This window comes from bacterium, from assembly GCA_036524115.1.
Classification (GTDB): Bacteria; JAUVQV01; JAUVQV01; order JAUVQV01; family DATDCY01; genus DATDCY01.
In genome coordinates this window covers 1-16,774 of sequence record DATDCY010000240.1, presented here as the reverse complement: position 1 = coordinate 16,774, position 16,774 = coordinate 1, and the positions used below count along the sequence as shown (strand labels likewise).

The 16,774-nt window shown below is 71.5% G+C and carries 15 protein-coding genes and 1 tRNA gene; 2 read left to right on the top strand and 14 right to left on the bottom strand.

Annotated elements, in window-relative coordinates; all coding sequences use genetic code 11:
• Nucleotides 1-1,345 (top strand): ATP-binding protein (locus tag VI078_11640; GenBank protein ID HEY5999934.1); only part of this gene is annotated, 1,345 nt, incomplete at its 5' end.
• Here VI078_11640 and glgP read toward each other — a convergent pair.
• Both glgP and VI078_11630 read right to left on the bottom strand, forming a co-directional pair.
• Complete coding sequence (gene glgP / locus VI078_11635; protein HEY5999933.1) at nt 1,342-3,888, bottom strand: alpha-glucan family phosphorylase; 2,547 nt, start codon at nt 3,886-3,888, stop codon at nt 1,342-1,344. The genes VI078_11640 and glgP overlap by 4 nt on opposite strands.
• Before the next feature lie 127 nt (nt 3,889-4,015).
• Nucleotides 4,016-5,623: a tetratricopeptide repeat protein gene (locus VI078_11630; GenBank protein HEY5999932.1), complete on the bottom strand. Its 1,608-nt coding sequence runs from the start codon at nt 5,621-5,623 to the stop codon at nt 4,016-4,018.
• Between the two features lie 131 nt (nt 5,624-5,754).
• Between VI078_11630 and VI078_11625 the strand changes: the two genes are divergently transcribed.
• On the top strand, nt 5,755-7,128 hold the full coding sequence (locus tag VI078_11625; protein HEY5999931.1) for an NCS2 family permease: 1,374 nt from the start codon (nt 5,755-5,757) through the stop codon (nt 7,126-7,128).
• 66 nt (nt 7,129-7,194) lie between these two features.
• Here VI078_11625 and VI078_11620 read toward each other — a convergent pair whose 3' ends face one another.
• The 12 genes from VI078_11620 to VI078_11565 all read right to left on the bottom strand — a co-directional run.
• Complete coding sequence (locus VI078_11620; protein HEY5999930.1) at nt 7,195-9,546, bottom strand: Rne/Rng family ribonuclease; 2,352 nt, start codon at nt 9,544-9,546, stop codon at nt 7,195-7,197.
• Nucleotides 9,547-9,756: 210 nt separating this feature from the next.
• Complete coding sequence (locus VI078_11615; GenBank protein ID HEY5999929.1) at nt 9,757-10,704, bottom strand: zinc metalloprotease; 948 nt, start codon at nt 10,702-10,704, stop codon at nt 9,757-9,759.
• Between the two features lie 110 nt (nt 10,705-10,814).
• Nucleotides 10,815-10,890 (bottom strand) — tRNA-Asn (locus VI078_11610).
• Nucleotides 10,891-11,101: 211 nt separating this feature from the next.
• Nucleotides 11,102-11,695 (bottom strand): GTPase domain-containing protein, encoded by a 594-nt coding sequence (locus tag VI078_11605; protein ID HEY5999928.1) that lies wholly within the window; start codon nt 11,693-11,695, stop codon nt 11,102-11,104.
• 20 nt (nt 11,696-11,715) lie between these two features.
• Complete coding sequence (locus VI078_11600; GenBank protein ID HEY5999927.1) at nt 11,716-12,225, bottom strand: roadblock/LC7 domain-containing protein; 510 nt, start codon at nt 12,223-12,225, stop codon at nt 11,716-11,718.
• A 79-nt stretch (nt 12,226-12,304) separates the two neighbouring features.
• Nucleotides 12,305-13,261 carry a thiamine pyrophosphate-dependent enzyme gene (locus VI078_11595; protein ID HEY5999926.1) on the bottom strand — a complete coding sequence of 319 codons (957 nt, stop codon included), beginning with the start codon at nt 13,259-13,261 and terminating at the stop codon, nt 12,305-12,307.
• Between the two features lie 13 nt (nt 13,262-13,274).
• Nucleotides 13,275-14,462 carry a pyruvate ferredoxin oxidoreductase gene (gene porA / locus VI078_11590; GenBank protein HEY5999925.1) on the bottom strand — a complete coding sequence of 396 codons (1,188 nt, stop codon included), beginning with the start codon at nt 14,460-14,462 and terminating at the stop codon, nt 13,275-13,277.
• On the bottom strand, nt 14,449-14,775 hold the full coding sequence (locus VI078_11585) for a 4Fe-4S dicluster domain-containing protein (protein ID HEY5999924.1): 327 nt from the start codon (nt 14,773-14,775) through the stop codon (nt 14,449-14,451). Before VI078_11585 ends, porA begins: the two co-directional genes overlap by 14 nt.
• Nucleotides 14,776-14,777: 2 nt before the next feature.
• Nucleotides 14,778-15,350 carry a 2-oxoacid:acceptor oxidoreductase family protein gene (locus VI078_11580; GenBank protein HEY5999923.1) on the bottom strand — a complete coding sequence of 191 codons (573 nt, stop codon included), beginning with the start codon at nt 15,348-15,350 and terminating at the stop codon, nt 14,778-14,780.
• A gap of 35 nt (nt 15,351-15,385) precedes the next feature.
• On the bottom strand, nt 15,386-15,982 hold the full coding sequence (gene recR / locus VI078_11575) for a recombination mediator RecR (GenBank protein HEY5999922.1): 597 nt from the start codon (nt 15,980-15,982) through the stop codon (nt 15,386-15,388).
• 17 nt (nt 15,983-15,999) lie between these two features.
• Entirely contained in the window at nt 16,000-16,308 is a 309-nt protein-coding gene (locus tag VI078_11570) for a YbaB/EbfC family nucleoid-associated protein (GenBank protein ID HEY5999921.1), read from the bottom strand.
• Between the two features lie 10 nt (nt 16,309-16,318).
• A partial coding sequence (locus tag VI078_11565; protein HEY5999920.1) for a hypothetical protein occupies nt 16,319-16,774 on the bottom strand: 456 nt, incomplete at its 5' end.

The window sequence follows — 16,774 nt, the reverse complement described above, 5'->3', positions numbered from 1 at the left end:
GCTCGCGCGCTGGCGCGAGGACATGGCGCTGCTCGCGGTCATCGTCCTGCCGCTGACGATCGGGCTCGTTGCCCTCGCCTGGGTCGCGCTGCGCCGCGCCGAACAGGGGCTCGAGGCGGTCGAGCGGCTGCAGACCGAGACCGCGCAGCGGCTGCGCGTCGAGGCCGCGCTGCGGCAGTCTCAGAAGATGGAGGCGCTCGGCCGGCTCACCGGCGGTGTCGCGCACGACTTCAACAACCTGCTGACCGCGGTGCTCGGCAACGCCGACCTCGCCCTCGCTGACCTGCCCCCGGACGCCCCGGCGCGCGAGTCCGTCGAGCAGATTCAGAAGGCGTCGCTGCACGCGGCCGAGCTGACCCGCCAGATGCTCGCCTACGCGGGTCGCGGCAGCATCTCGGTCCAGCCGGTCGCCCTCCGGGACCTGGTCCACGACATGGCTCAGCTGCTCGGTTCGTCGATCTCCAAGCGCCACGCCCTGGTCCTCGAGCTGGCCGAGGCGCTCCCCGCGGTCGAGGCCGACCCGGCGCAGCTGCGCCAGATCGTGATGAACCTCGTGATCAACGCCTCGGAGGCCATCGGGGAGCACGAGGGGGCGATCAACGTGCGCACCGCCGCGCTCGCGCCCGGCGAGCAGGTCGCGGGGGACCTCGTCGTCGGGGACCTCGCCGCGGGCCGGCGCGTCCTGCTCGAGGTGGCCGACACGGGGGAGGGGATGGACGCGGCGACGCTCCCGCGGGTCTTCGACCCGTTCTTCAGCACCAAGTTCGCGGGACGCGGCCTCGGCCTGCCCGTCGTGGCGGGCATCGTCCGCCGTCACGGCGGGGCGGTGTCCGTGCGCAGCAGGCGGGGAGCCGGCTCGACGTTCTCCGTGGTCCTGCCCGCGAGCGAGGACGCCCGCCCCGCCGCGGCAGTCGCCCCCGGGGACGTTCAGCCGGGCGCCTGGCGCGGCTCCGGGGCGATCCTGCTGGTCGACGACGAGGAGCCGGTGCGGGACATGGCCTCGCGCATGCTCCGCGCCATGGGCTTCGGCGTGCTCGAGGCCGCCGACGGCCTCGAGGCGCTCGGGACGCTGGAGAAGCATGGCGGGGAGATCCGCGCCGTCCTCCTCGACCTCACGATGCCGCGGATGGACGGCGAGGAGACGCTCCGGCGCATCAGAGCCACGTTGCCGAAGCTGCCCGTGGTGCTCTGCAGCGGCTACGACGTGCTCGAGCGTCAGGGGCGCTTCGCAGAACTGGCCCCCAGCGGGTTCGTCCAGAAGCCCTTCCGCCTCGCCGACCTCCAGAGGGCGCTGCGGCGCGCGCTCGGGGAGGAGGCAGCCCGGGGAACGGCGGCCGCGCCCTAGCGCTGCCAGAGGATGTGCGCCACCTCCAGCGGGACGGCGACGCCCTCGCGCTGCGGCACGATCCGCGCCGTGTAATCGCCGGCGGGGCGCGACGCCGGGACCGTCCCCCGGTAGACGTAGCCGTTCTCGGCGCCCACGAGCTGCTGCCCCCGCTGAAGCTCGTGGACATCGGGACCGCCGCCGGCAGCGCCCTCCGCATAGAGCTCGACGCGGACCGAGTCCGCCGGCACGCCGTTGAGATAGACGTGGATCGAGACGTCGAGGGCGCCGCCGCGGGTCTCGATGGCCGCGTCGCCAAAGCGCAGGTTGGCCCAGCCGCCGTCCAGCACGCGCGCCCACGCGATCAGGTCGGCCGCCGGCGCCCCCGTGTCGGCCGCGCGCCGCAGATAGGCCTCCGCCGCCGGCAGGTAGTAGCGCTCCGCGTACTCCCGGACGCTGCGGTTCGCCGCGAAGCGCGGGGTCAGCCGCGCCATGCTCTCGCGGACGCGGGCCACCCAGGCCGTCGGGATGCCGGTCGCGTCGCGCCGGTAGAACTCCGGGACGATCCGCTGCTCGAGCAGCGCGTACAGCTCCCCGGCCTCGGCCGCGTCCCACCCCGGGTCGTCGCCGTGCTCGTGGCCGTCGCCAAGCGCGAAGCCGACCTCCGGCGCGTACGCCTCGGCCCACCAGCCGTCCAGCTCCGAGAGGTTGATCCCGCCGTTGACGAGCACCTTCATGCCGCTCGTGCCGCAGGCCTCCCACGGCCGGCGGGGCGTGTTGATCCAGACGTCCACGCCCTGGACGAGGCGCTCGGCCAGGATCATGTCGTAGTCGCTGAGGAACACCACGTGTGCGCGCGCGCCCGGCCGCCGGATGAAGCGCTGCCACTGCCCGATCATGGCCTGGCCGGCCGCGTCCGCGGGGTGCGCCTTGCCGGCGAGTACCAGCTGCACGGGCCGCTGCGCGTTGGCGAGGATGCGCAGCAGCCGCTCCTCGTCGTGCAGCAGGAGGTTCGGGCGCTTGTACGTCGCGAAGCGCCGGGCGAACCCGAGGGTCAGCGTGTTCACGTCGAAGATGTGGCCCGCGGCGTCGCACTCGCCGGGGGGCGCGCCGGAGACGGCGAGCTGGCGCGAGAGCTGGCGGCGCACGAACTGGACCAGGGACTTGCGGGCCGAGGAGCGGCACTCCCAGACCTGCCAGTCGGGGACGGCGCGGATCTTCTCCTCCAGGCCCTCCACGTCGCCGAGCCAGCGCTCCTTCCCGCAGCTCTGGGTCCAGAGCTCGTCGGCCTCCTCCGAGTCCCACGACGGCACGTGGACGCCGTTGGTGACGTGGCCGATCGGCACCTCGGCGTCGGGCCAGCGCGGGTAGAGCGGCTGGAAGATGCGGCGGCTGACCTCGGCGTGCAGCCGGCTCACCCCGTTCGCCGCCCCGCAGCCGCGCAGGGCGAGATACGCCATGGTGAACTCCTCCCCGGCGTTCGCCGGGTTCTGCCGGCCGAGCGCGAGGAAGCGCTGCACCGGGACGCCGAGCACGTCCGCGGCGTACCTGCCGAGGTAGTGTTCCACCAGCGCGGGCGCGAAGCGGTCGAAGCCGGCCGCGACCGGCGTGTGCGTCGTGAAGAGGTTGCCGGCCCTCGTCGCTGCGAGGGCCACCTCGAAGGGCAGCTTCGTGTCGTCCATGAAGGAGCGGGCCCGCTCGAGGACGGCGAGTGCGGCGTGGCCCTCGTTGATGTGGCAGACCTCGGGCGCGACGCCGAGCCGGCGCAGCAGCCGCCAGCCCGCGAGCCCGAGCACCATCTCCTGCTGGAGCCGCAGCTCGGGCCCGCCGCCGTACAGCTCGCTCGTGATGCCCCGGTGGGCCGGGTAGTTCGCGGCGTCGTTGCTGTCGAGCAGGTAGAGCCGCACCCGGCCGACCTCCACCTGCCAGGCGCGCAGCCACAGCGAGTACCCGGGAAGCGTCAGCTCCACGCGCAGCCACTCGCCATCGGGACCGCGCAGCGGCACGATCGGCAGCTGCCCGGGGTCGTTGTACGGGTAGAGCGACTGCTGCGCGCCGTTGCGGTCGATGACCTGCCGGAAGTACCCCTGCTGGTAGAGGAGCCCGACGCCCACCACCGGGATCCCCAGGTCGCTGGCGGCCTTCAGGTGGTCGCCAGCGACGTTGCCCAGGCCCCCGGAGTAGATGGGCAGCGCCTCGCTGAGCATGAACTCCATGCTGAAGTAGGCGACGGCGCGCAGCGGCGCGCCCGCGTGACGCTCCTGGAACCAGCCGACCGCGGCGGTCGCCCCGCGCCGCGCCCGCACGAGGCCTTCGACCTTCTCGCGGAACGCGGGGTCCGCCAGGGCCTGCTGGACCCGCTCGCGCGAGACGGTCTGGAGCACGACCCAGGGGTTGTGGGTCAGCTCCCAGAGCTCCAGGTCGAGTTGCTGCCAGATCTCGTCGGCGGCGTGGTTCCACGACCACCGCAGGTCGAGCGCCAGCTCCGCGAGCGCCTCGGAGCCCTCCACCCCGGGGGTGCGGTCGGGGCCCGGCGCGCTGGTGCGGCTCTCCATTTCCGGCATGGTCGACTCCTTTCGGTCCGGTCAGCGGCGAGCGGGTCCCGCGGTGTGGCTCGAACGGAACGCTTCCTGCCGGGGAAACTAGGTCCCGGCCCGTGCCCCGTCAACTGCGCGACGGGTGCCCGCCGCTTCAGGGGTCCGGGAGCCGCCGGACGGCGCGCACGAACGCGAGCTGGCTCGCGGCCCTGGCGTCGTCCGGCCGCAGCGAGAGGACCGAGAGGAACTCTCGCTCCGCCTCCGCGTACCGCCCCAGGCCCTGGCGAGCGGAGCCCAGGAAGTAGTGGACGTCGGCGACGTAGGCGCGGCTGGCGCTCTGCGCCTTGTAGCACTGCAGGGAGCGCTCGTACGGTCCGATCGCCTCCGCGAACCGCCCCTGGTTGTAGTAGGAGCCTCCCAGCGTGTAGAGGGCGTTGCAGTGGCCGGGATTGGCGCGCACGGCCTGCTCGAGGGCCCGCCGTGCCGCGTCGAACTCCCCGGCCTCGACGTACTCCTGCCCGAGGTTGGTGAGGATGAGGTAGTTGTCCGCGGTGACGGCCGTCGTGCGCTCGAACAGGGTGCGGCTGTTGCGCCAGAACCCCGCTTGCAGCCATGCCGCAGCGCCGAAGGCCGTGAGGGCGGCGGCTGCGACGGCAACCCCTGCCGCCCGGACCCTCCTGCCGGCCGGCGCCAGCCCGACCGCAAGCCAGACCGCCGCCAGGGCCGGTCCGATCAGCGGCAGGTAGGTGTAGCGGTTCGCCCGCGCTTGCGCGCCGACCTGCACGATCCCGAGGACCGGCACGAGCATGACGAGGTACCAGAGGACGCCGAAGAGCAGGACGGGGTGGCGTCGGCGGGCCGCCACCGCCATGCCGAGTAGCGCGGCGAGCAGCGCCGCTGCCGCGACCGGGCCGGCCCAGCCGACCTGCGTCGGATACGGGTACAGGACGGCGAGGTCCGAGGGCCAGAGCGACTGCCCCAGATACGCGGCGCAGGAGACGGTCGCGTTGGCCAGCCGCGCCGCGAGCGAGGGGGCGACGAAATCGCGGACTCCCTCGAGCTGCGCGCGCAGCGTGATCAGCGCGGAGCCGGCCGCGAGCACCAGCAGGGGGACCTTCTCGAGGAGCAGGTCCGCCGGCCGGCGCCGGGCCGCAAACCTCCCGAGCGGCCACCAGTCCAGGAGCAGCAGGACAAGGGGGAGCGTGATCGCCATCGGCTTGGACGCCAGGGCCAGCGCGAAGAGGGCGGCGACCACGGCGAAGCGTACCCACGAAGGCCGCCGCGCGTGGCGCGCGTAGGCGGCGACGGCCAGAAGGAAGAACAGCCCGCAGAGGACGTCCTTGCGCTCGGATGCCCAGGCGACGGACTCCACGCGCAGGGGGTGGACCGCGAACAGGGCCGCCACCAGGGCGCTGGGCCAGAGCGCGCCCGTCAGGCGCGCCAGCGCCGCCGCGAGCAGAAGGGCGTTCGCGCCGTGCAGCAGGGCGCTGTGCAGGTGGTGTCCGCCGGCCCGCGCGCCGAACAGCGACGCGTCCGCCATGTGGGAAATCCAGGTCAGCGGATGCCAGTTCGACGCGTGGATGCCGAAGGCCCACGCGATCCCCTCCGGGGTGAGACCGCGCAGCACCACCGGGTTCTCGTAGACATAGGAGTTGTCGTCGTACTTGACGAAGCCGTTGCGGCCGGTCCGCACGTAGACGAGCGCCACCGCCAGCACGAGGGCGACGGCGATAGCGAGGCACGCCAGCCTGCGGGGGCGCACGATCCCGCGAGTCTCGTGCCGCGCGCGGCGCAAGTCAAGACCGCGCGCGACCTTGACAGGCGGCGGCCGCCCGCCGGAAACTCTGGCGGGCCGGCGCGCAGGGGCCGGCGCCGCAAACCGGGGAGCAGCCGATGACGATCGCCGATCGATTCCAGGTGCGCCAGCGCGGGTCGAGCCTGCGCGCCGAGGTCATCGGCGGCGTCACCACGTTCGTGACCATGGCCTACATCATCGTGGTGAACCCCGCGATCCTGTCGTTCGCCGGAATCCCGACCGGGCCGAGCACGGTCGCGACCATCGTCACGGCGGTCTTCGGCACCGCGCTGATGGGGCTGTACGCCAACCGGCCGATCGCCGTCGCGCCCTACATGGGCGAGAACGCCTTCATCGCCTTCGGCCTCGCCGCCCTCGGCATCGGCTGGCAGCAGCGGCTCGGCGCGGTCTTCATCTCCGGCGTCGTCTTCCTCGCCATCACCCTGCTCGGGGTGCGGCGCTGGCTGGCCGAGTCCATCTCCCGGAGCCTCAAGCACAGCTTCGCGGCCGGGATCGGGCTGTTCCTGACCCTCATCGGCCTCTACGAGTGCGGTCTCGTCACCAGCTTCGTCACGGGAATGCCGGCCGCGGCCCTCGACGGCGGCGGCGGACTGCTGCGCGCGCCCGACGTTCCGCTGAAGATCGGCGACCTGCGCTCGCCCGAGGTGCTGCTGGCGCTCTTCGGCCTGGTGGTCATGATCGGGCTCTACCTGCGGAAGGTCACCGGCGCGGTGATCCTCGGGATCGCCGTGACGGCAGTCGCCGGCGTGCTCCTCGGCCACGGCAGCGCCCCGGCGGGGCTCTTCGCCCTGCCCTTCACCGGCGAGTACTCGCTCGCACCCATCGCGCTGAAGCTCGACGTCGCGGGCGTCCTGCGCCCCGCGCTCTTCCCGGTGCTGCTGACCCTCGTCCTCATGGGTTTCCTCGACACGCTCGGCTCGCTCGTCGGCGTCGGCGCGGCGGGGGGCATGCTCGACGAGCGCGGCGACCTGCCGCAGATCGAGCGGCCGATGACCGTCGATGCCCTCGCCTGCGTCGTGAGCGGGCTGCTCGGGACCTCGACGAGCGGCGCCTACATCGAGTCGGCCACCGGCATCCGCGAGGGCGCGCGCACGGGCCTGGCGGCGCTGGTGACGGCCGGGCTCTTCGCGCTCTCGCTCTTCTTCCTGCCGCTGGTCGCGCCGTTGCAGCAGATGCGCTACGCCTACGCGCCGGCGCTGGTGCTCGTCGGCGTCATCATGTTCGGCACGGTCCGGCGCATCGACTTCGACGACGCCACCGAGCTGGTCCCCTCGTTCCTGACGCTGGCGACGATGGTCTTCACCTACAACATCGCCAACGGCCTGACGGTCGGGCTGGTGGCGGCGCCGCTCTGCAAGGTCTTCGCGGGCCGGGCCCGCGAGGTGACGGCCGGGGGCGCCACCCTCGGCGCGGCCTGCCTGGCCTACTACCTTTTCGGGCTGCCGCACTAGACCGCCCGTCTGCCGCGGCACGGCGGCGCGCCGCGCTGCAGCAGGCGCGGCCAGGCTCCGAAGCCGTCAGTCCCGGCTCTCCGGGGGCGCTTCTTCCGCCGGACCCTTCCTGGAGGCCGCCTTCTTCGGAGCGGCCTTGGTCTTCTTCCGCGGCGCTGCGGCCGTCTTCGATCCGGTCTTCCTCCGCGCCTTCTTCCCGGGCGATCCTTCCGCGGGAACGGACGGCGCTCCGGCTTCGCCCCCGGTGTCCGGGGCCGGGGCGGCCGAGGAGGTTGGTGCCGGCTCGGGCACGGTCAATTGCGGGGCCGGCCGCGGCGCGGCGGGCGCCATCGCGACCTCGTCCTGGCGAACCGCCACGGGCTCTGCAAGGGACTGCGGCGAGACCGACGCCGCCGCTCCCGTCCCGGCCGCTCCCTCGCCCCGTGACCGGCGCCGCCGCCGTCGGCGCCGCCGGGAGGACGCGGAGCCGTCTTCCGTCGCGCGGGGCTGGCTCCCGTGCGTGGGCGCCCCCGCGGCCCGAGGCACCCTGTTCCCGTCGATGTCGACCGGCAGTTCGTCCTCGGGGACCCTGTTCCCGTTGATCTCGACCAGCGGCTCGTCCTCGGGAACCCTGTTCCCGATGGTCTCGACCACCGAGCCGATCGACGCCGCCGGGGCCTGCACCCGTCCCGGGAAGGATGGCGCCGGGGCCCCGCCGCCATCACCGCGCCGGCCGCGCCGCCGCCGCTTGCGACGGGAGCGCTTGCCGCCGCCTTCTCCATCCCGGTGTTCCCGCGCGCCCTCGCGCGGCGGCGGCGCCGCCGCAGTCACGGGCGCCGGCACGGCCTGCGCCGCGGGCGCCTCGACCGGCTCCGCGCCGGCGAGATCCCCCGTCGCGGCCGGCTCGGGCTCCCCGCCATCGTCTTGCGCGCGCTGCTCCGGCGCCTCGGGCATCTCCCACGCGGGGAGATCGAACCACTCGTAGCGCTCCATCGAGAGCTCCGCGCCCGCGTCGCCAACGATCTCCACCACGATGCGGTACGCGTTCTCGAGGTCGGCGAGCTCGCGCCGGCGGTTGTTCTGCACGTAGTCGGCGACCTTCGGGTGCAGCGCCACCTTCGCCCGCGCCAGCCTCCCGGCCGCCGCCCGCGCCTCGATGCGGCGCACCAGGTTCAGGCTCAGCAGCTCGGGGCTGATGACGCGGCCGACACCCTCGCAGGTCGGGCAGACCCGGCGGGTGCGCATCTGCAGGGCGCTCCTGATGCGCTGGCGGTTGATCTCCACCAGCCCGTTCTCGCCGATGCGCCCGATCTGGTGGCGAGCGCGGTCCTGCTTCATCGCCTCGCGCAGCACCTTCTCCACCTCGTGGCGGTGCGAGCGCGTGCGCATGTCGATGAAGTCCACGACCACCAGGCCGCCGATGTCGCGGAGGCGCAGCTGCCGCCCGACCTCGGCCGCCGCCTCGAGGTTCGTGGCGTAGGCCGTGTCGCCCTGGTTCTTCCCGGCCTTCGACGACCCGGAGTTGACGTCGATGGCGGTCAGCGCCTCGGCGTGGTCGATGACGATCGCGCCGCCGCCGGGCAAACCGACGGTGCGCCGGTAGATCGACTCGATCTGGGCCTCGAGGTTGAAGCGCGCGAAGAGCGGCGCGCGCTCGGCGTGCAGCCGGAGGGCGACCTTCGCGCGCGGCATCGCCGCCTGGACGTACCGCTCCGCCTTGGCGAGGAGCTGCTCGTCGTCGATCAGCACCTCCTCGATCTTCGTGTCGAGGTTGTCGCGCAGCGAGTGGAACAGCAGGTCCTGGTCGTCGTAGAGCAGCTTCGGGCCGCGGCCCTGCTCCGCGTCGTCGACCACGGCCTTCCAGAGCCGCTTGAGGGCCTGCAGGTCCGCCTTGAGGTCGGCCTTGGTCTGGTCGGCGGCGTTGGTGCGGACGATGAAGCCCTCGCTCTCCTCCAGGTCGAGGTCCTTCGCCTTCTCGCGCAGCTTGCGGCGCAGCGCCTCGTCCTCGACCTTGCGCGAGACGCCGCGCTGCGGGTCGTACGGGAAGTAGACGAGGAAGCGGCCGGCGATGCTGACGTTGGTCGTGAGCGCCGCGCCCTTGCCGCCCTCGGGGTCGCGCGTGACCTGCACCACGATGGGCTGCCCCTTCTTGAGCACCTCGTCGATCGGCCGGTGCCCGGCGTCGCCCCCGCCGCGGTGGAACGCCTCCGGGATGACGTCGTGGCGGGTGAGGAAGCCGTTCTTCGCGTCGCCGAAGTCGACGAAGGCGGCATTGAGGCTGCGCTCGACGTTGGTGATCACGCCGCGGTAGATGTTGCCGCGCTTCAGCGGGGTCTCGGCGCCCTCGACGTCGTAGAGCTGGAGGACTCCCCCCTCCACGACGGCGACGCGCAGCTGCTCCGCGTGGCGCCCGTTGATCAGCATGATGCGGTTGCTCATCATTCCTCTTTCGTCATGTGGTCGGGTGTGTGGTCTTCAGGATGGCTCAACGGGTGGCGCACATCGGCCCGCCAGTGCCCGGGCCGGCGTGCGCACCGCTGATCGTCATGAGCGACGCTCCTCTTCAGAGACACGTGGAGCGTATTCTGGGAATCCTCCTGCGGCTGTCAACCGCCGTGGCGCACGACGCCGCCGGTGGGACGCGCGCGTCTACCTGCCCAGGCGATAGAGCTCGTACTGCAGGTCCATCCGCGAGTCCTGGCCTGCCGTGAACTCGACCATGCAGGAGTCGTCGGTGTAGTCCATGAAGTTGAAGATCGGGTCCTCCCCCGCCATCCGGCAGGTGTCCCTCCCGTACGGGCAGCCGAACGCGGCGCTCTTCTCGGCCGGCGTGTCGCCGATCACGTCGTTGGTCTTCGAGCAGCCGCCCTGGAACGTGTGGTAGAGCCCCATCCAGTGGCCGATCTCGTGGACGGCCGTGTCGCCCAGGTTGTACGGCGCCGCCCCGCCGCCGGGCAGGCTGGCGTTGAGGACCACCACGCCGTCGTCGTACGGGTCGACGGCGTAGCTCGAGGGGAAGGTCGACCAGCCCAGGAGCCCCCCGCCGATTTTCGCGGCGTAGAGGTTGAGGTCCCCCGCCGAGCCCTGCCGCAGCGCGACCTTCGCCGCCCGCTCCTCCGGCGTGTTCGGGCCCAGCGTGTACCAGGCGTCGTTGTCGGTGCGGTCGACCGCGGCCAGGACAAACTTCCAGCCTGTGGAGGTATACGCGGCGTTCATCACGGCGATCTGGTCGGCTATCCGGCTGTCCGGGACATCGCCGCCGCCGGCGCCGTCTCTGATGACGTGGAAGTAGACGTTGACCGTGCCGCCCGTGATCGTCGCCCCGCCGCCCCCGCCGGGCCGCTTCCCGGCGGCGATGTCCTTCTCCTCCTGGGTCTGCTTCGCGAACTTGTACTTGTGGGCGCCGCACTTGAAGTTCTCGACGAAGTAGCGCTGGCTCGGATAGGTGACCCCGCGGAATGTCCAGGGCAGCGTTCCCTCGAAAGCCTCGCGGGCCTCGCAGGCCGCGGCCGCTTCTCCCTGGCTCGCCTCCACCGCTGCCGGCATCGCCCAGGCGATTCCCGACGCCAGCGCCCCCACCGCCAGAAACGACAACATCCGGGTCCTCATGGCCGGCCCCCTTTCACGCTCGATCAGCGACGAATGTCCCAGAGAACGCCGAAAGCGTACCACAAGATCGCAACCTTCGCCGCGCCGTTCGCGGCCAGTGGCTCCCCGGGCTGGACTCGAACCAGCAACCCTTCGGTTAACAGCCGAATGCTCTGCCGATTGAGCTACCGGGGAGTGTCGGTAGGGTTTTCGGCGGAGGGAACATTAGCCGGAACCCTCTGGACTGTCAATATCCGGCTATTGTGTCTTGTCGGCAAGCGCAGCAGGGGCCGAGAATGGTCCAGATGCAAGGAGGACGAGTCCGAGGAGTGAGGCGTGCTGTGTGCACGCCGCAGCGACGCAGGACGAAGACCGACGCCGCAGATGGGCCGTTATCGGCGCCCTGCTAGCCGCCCTGGCCGCGCTTGAGTTCGATGAGGACCAGCCGCGCGACCGCCTTGAGCGTGTCGAAGACTCCCGTGCCGACCGGCGCGACCGCCTCGTAGTCCGGCACCCCGTTCGGGTTGATCAGCTCGCGCATCTCGTGGAGCGGCGCGACGTTCGCCAGGTCCCGCTTGTTGTACTGGATCACGTAGGGCAGCTTGTCGAGGTCGTACCCCTGCTCCTGGAGGTTCAGCCGCAGGTTCTCCACGCTCTCGACGTTGGCCTCCATGCGCTCGAGCTGCGAGTCGGCGACGAAGATCACGCCGTCGACCCCCTTGAGGATCAGCTTGCGCGAGGCGTCGTAGAAGACCTGCCCCGGCACCGTGTAGAGGTGAAAGCGCACCTTGAAGCCGCGGATGCTCCCGAGCGCCAGCGGCAGGAAGTCGAAGAAGAGCGTGCGCTCGGTCTCGGTGGCCAGCGAGATCATCTTGCCGCGGATGTCGGGGTTGGTCTTCTGGTAGATGTACTGCAGGTTCGTCGTCTTGCCGCAGAGCCCCGGGCCGTAGTAGACGAGCTTGCAGTTGATCTCGCGCGAGGCGTAGTTGATGAATGACACGGCGCGCTCCTGCGACCCCCTTACCGGAACAGGTTGTCGATGTCGTCCTCGGTGATCTCGGCGAACGCCGAGGCCGCCTCGACACCGGCCGCCCCGGGGGCCGACTTCTCGGCCTCGGACTTCCTCACGATCGTCTCGAAGATCCGCGTCAGCGCCTCGGAGGTCCGCTTGACGCGCAGGCGCACGAGCCCGAGCGAGGTGCGCGAGTCGAAGATCACGACGAGGATCACGCGGTCGCCGACGAGCGAGATGTGCATGTTGTCCTTCTCGCCCTCGTGGAAGAGGATGGAGAACTCCTTCTCGCCGAGGAGCTTGGCCAGCCCCCCCGTGGCCGCGATGTTGCCGGCCGTCAGCGAGGCCAGCGACGTGGTGTCCATGCCCCCGGCGTTGCCGGAGGAGGCGATGAGCTGGCCGTTCTTGTCGACGAGGAAGACGACCTTGGCGTTGGCGTCCCGGCAGAGCCGCTCGACCTCGGCGACGATCTGCTGGAACTCCTCCTCGTAGAGGATCAGGTCCGTGTTGGCGTTCACCCTTCGCTCCTCATGGCTCCGCGAACGGACGCAGGGCGCCCCGGAAGTGCCCGAAAAGTATGGCACATGCGCCGGCGCACTACAACCCGCAGGACTCCTGCCTGAGGAGCCGCTCCCACTCGAAGTCGACGCGCTCCTGGAAGGCCGTGAGCATGGCCTCGTTCGGCGCCGGCTTGAACAGGTGCGCGAAGCGCCCCTGCAGCTTGAGCCACTCGGTCACCGGGACCTTCGCCTTGGGCTTGTAGGTGATCGTCAGCTTCCCGTCCTCGATCTCGAAGAGCGGCCAGTAGCAGCTGTCCACCGCCGGGCGCAGGATCGCGACCGCCTGCGAGGGCTTGCTGCGCCAGCCGCGGTGGCAGGTCGAGAGCACGTTGATGAAGCTCGGCCCGTCGGCCGCGAGCGCCTTGCGCACCTTCTTCATCAGGTCCAGCCAGTTGTGCGGCGAGGCCTGCGCCACGTAGGGGATGTTGTGCGCCGCGACGATGCGCGCGAGGTCCTTGCGCCACTGCAGCTTCCCGGGCAGCACCTTGCCGGCCGGCGACGTCGTGGTCGAGGCGCCGAGCGGCGTCGCGCTCGAGCGCTGGATGCCGGTGTTCATGTAGGCGCCGTTGTCGCAGCAGACGTAAAGCATGCGGTGGCCGCGCTCGAGCGCCCCCGAGAGCGACTGCAGCCCGATGTCATACGTGCCGCCGTCGCCGCCGAAGGCGATGAAGCGGTAGTCGGCGTCCGCCGGGAGCTTGCCCTGCTTCTTGAGGGAGACGAACATCGCCTCCATGCCCGAGGCGGTGGCCGCGGCGTTCTCGAAGGCGCTGTGGATCCAGGGAATGCGCCAGGCGCTGTAGGGGTGGATCGAGGTCGCGACCTCGAGGCAGCCGGTCGCGCAGGAGGCGAGCACCGGCTGCTCGGCCGCCATGAGCACCTGGCGCACGATCACCGAGTGCATGCAGCCGGCGCAGAGGCGGTGGCCGCCGGCGAGCTGCTCGGGCTTCTTCGAGAGTTCCTTGAGGCTCAGCGGGGTGGTGGTTGCCGTCGTCATGATCCTTGTCTCCCTACGCCCGGACCTGGAGGTAGTCGTACTGGCTGTCGACCTTCCCCGTGTCGGCGATCGTCTTGACGCGCCGCAGCAGCTGGCGCCCCTCCTCCAGGCTCAGGTCGCGGCCGCCGAGGCCGTAGATGTAGTTCACCACGCGGGGGCGCTGCGGCGCGTCGTAGAGCGCGGAGCGCACCTCGTGGAAGACCGGCCCGCCGAAGGCCCCGAAGGAGTCCGCGCGGTCGAGCACCGCGAGCACCTTGAGGTGCCCGAGCGCCGCCGCCAGCTCGGCCGCCGGGAACGGCCGGAACACCCGCAGCTTGAGCCCGCCGGCCCTGATGCCCTGCTCGCGCAGCTCGTCGATGACCTCGCGCATCGTGCCCGCCGACGAGCTCAGCGAGAGCACGCCGACCTCCGCGTCCTCGAGCCGGTGCGTGGCGAAGTGCCCGTAGGAGCGCCCGGTGAGCTTCGCGTAGCGCTCGGCCTCGCGCAGGATGGCCCCGCGCGCGCCGGCCATGCCTTCGACCTGCTGGCGCTTGTGCTCGGTGTAGTAGTCCTGCAGGTCGACCGCGCCGTAGGTCACCGGGTGCTTGATGTCGAGCATCGGGAGCAGCGGCTTGTAGGCGCCGACGAACTTCTTCGCCGCGTCGTCCGCGAGCAGCTCGACGCGCTCGATCGCGTGGCTGATGGTGAAGCCGTCGTAGCAGCACATCACCGGCAGGCGCACCGCCGGGTCCTCGGCGATGCCGAAGGCCATGAGCGCGTTGTCGTAGGCCTCCTGCGCGTTCTCGCCGTAGAGCTGGATCCAGCCGGAATCGCGCGCGCCCATGGAGTCGGAGTGGTCGCCGTGGATGTTCAGCGGCGCCGAGAGCGCGCGGTTGACCGTCGCCATCACGATCGGCAGGCGCAGCCCCGAGGCGACGTAGAGCATCTCCCACATCAGGGCGAGGCCCGCGGACGACGTCGCGGTCATGACACGCCCGCCGGCGGCCGCCGCGCCAATGCACGCGGACATCGCCGAGTGCTCGCTCTCGGTGGTGACGAAGTTCGTCGGCACCTTGCCGTCGGCGACGAACTGCGAGAAGTTCTCGACCACCTGCGTCGAGGGGGTGATCGGATAGGCGGCGACGACGTCCGGGGCGATCTGGCGCATCGCCTCCGCCATCGCCTCGTTGCCGGTGAGGCCGGCGACCTTACCCTTCGGCATGACAGACCCCCTCGTTCTTGAACTCGGTCTCCTCGACCATCGTGATCGCCTGGATCTTCTTCGGGCACTCCTCGGCGCAGATGCCGCAGCCCTTGCAGTGGGCCAGGTCGAACCCCTGGTGCTTGCCGTCCTTGAAGATGACGGACGAGTCCGGGCAGAAGACCCAGCAGATCATGCAGTTGGTGCACTTCTTCCTGTCGAGCACCGGGCGGAACGTGCGCCAGCCCCCGGTGACGTAGGCGTGCGAGGTGCCCCCGCCGGGGATGGCGCCGCCGAGCGGCAGCTCCTTCCAACCCTTCTTCTTCTCGGCCATGGCTAGCTCTGGACCTCCTCGAACCCGCGGCGCACGATGCTCAGGTTCTTCTCGATGACCTCGGCCGAGAGCTTCTTGCCGAGGATGCCCTTGACGCACGCGAGCAGCGCGTCCAGTCCGATGACGCCCGTGACCTTGGCGACGGCGCCGAGGGTCGGCGTGTTCGGGAAGCTCTTGCCGAGCGCGCCGAGCGAGATGTTCGTGGCGTCGACGGTCCAGACCTGGTAGGGCGCCAGCTGGGGGTGGGCGACCTTGAGGTCGGCGACGCACTTGGGGCTGTTGACGAGGAAGACCGTCTCCGGCGTTGCGCCGTCGGTGACGTTCACGGTGTCGAGCAGCGTCGGGTCCATGACGACGATGACCCCGGGGTGTTCGATCTCGCAGTAGATGGAGAACCGCCGCTTGGCGATGCGGTTGTAGGCGCGCAGCGGCGCGCCCTCGCGCTCCGGCCCGTACTCCGGGAAGGCCTGGACGAAGTCCCCCGCCGCCATCGCGGTGTCGGCGAGGATCTTCGCCGCGGAGACCGTCCCCTGGCCGGCCCGCCCGTGCCAGCGAATCTCAGTAATGCCCTGCATGTTCCCCTCCCCTGTCGTTGCCTGCCGCCGCCGCCCTAGACCTCGCGCCGGTTCTCGATTGCCTTAGCCAGAGTCATTTCGTCAAGATACTCCAACTCGCCGCCGACGGGAACGCCCCGGGCGAGGCGCGTCACCGCGGCGCCGAGGCCCTTGAGCTGCTTGCCGAGGTAGAGCGCGGTGGCCTCGCCCTCGAGGGTCGGGTTGGTCGCGATCAGCACCTCCCGCACCCCGCCCGCGCGGACCCGGCCGAGCAGCTCGCGCACGCGCAGCTCGTCGGGGCCGATCCCCTCGAGCGGCGAGAGCACGCCGCCGAGCACGTGGTAGAGCCCGCGGTAGGCGCGCGCCTTCTCGATCGCGGCCAGGTCGTGCGCCTCCTCGACGACGCAGATCACCGCGCGGTCGCGCCCCGGGTCGGCGCAGATCGGGCAGCGCTCCTCCTCCGCGAGCGTGAAGCAGGTGGCGCAGGCGCGCGTCTTCTTCCGGACCTCGACGATCAGCCGCGCGAGGCGCACCGCCTCCTCCTGCGGCATCTTGAGGATCTCCTGGACCATGGTCTGCGCGGTGCGCCGCCCCACGCCCGGCAGGCGCGCCAGCTCCGCGGCGAGGCGATCGGTGCTCCGCGTGGATCCCATCCGTCCCCTGGCAGCCGCTAGAAGAGCCCCGGGAGGCCGGCGCCGCCGGTCACCTTCTTCATCGCGTGCTCCACCGCCTCGCGCGCCTTGCGCAGCGCCTCGTTGGACGCGACCACGAAGAGGTCCTGGAGCATCTCGGCGTCCTCGGGGCGCAGCGCCTGGGGGTCGATCCGCACGTCCGTGATCTCGCCCTTGCCGCTGGCGCCGACGGTGACCACGCCGCCGGCGGCGGCCTCCTCGCGGTGCTCCGCCATCTCCTCCTGGACCTTGAGGATCTGGGCCTGCATCTTCTGGGCCTGGCGCATCATCTGCTGCATCTGATTCACAAAGACTCTCCTACTGTTCGAGTTTCACGTCGACGACGTGCGCGTCGAGGACCTCCATCGTCCAGCGGATCGCGTCCGTGTCGAGCGCCTCGTGCCGCAGCCGCCGGTGCCGGTCGCTCTCGCGCGGCGCCTCGCCCCCGCCCGCCGCTCCCTGCCCGCTGCCGAGCACCGTCAGGCGCACCTCGGCGCGGCCGCCGAGCAGCTCGCGGGCCGCAGCGCGCACGCAGGCGAGGTTCTCGGTCTCCTTCGCGGTGTCGAGGAAGAAGCTCTCCTCCGGGGCGAAGCCGATCTCGATCACGGCGTCGCCGGCCTGGACGAGGCGTCCGTGCTCGAGGAAGTCGGCGAGCATCCCCTTGGCGGCGCGCACCCGCTCGACGAGGCGCGCGAACAGGTCGCCGCCGCCGGCCGGGGCCCGGCTCGGATTCGCGTCCGGCCCGCTGCGCGGAGCCGCATCCGGTGCCGTTGC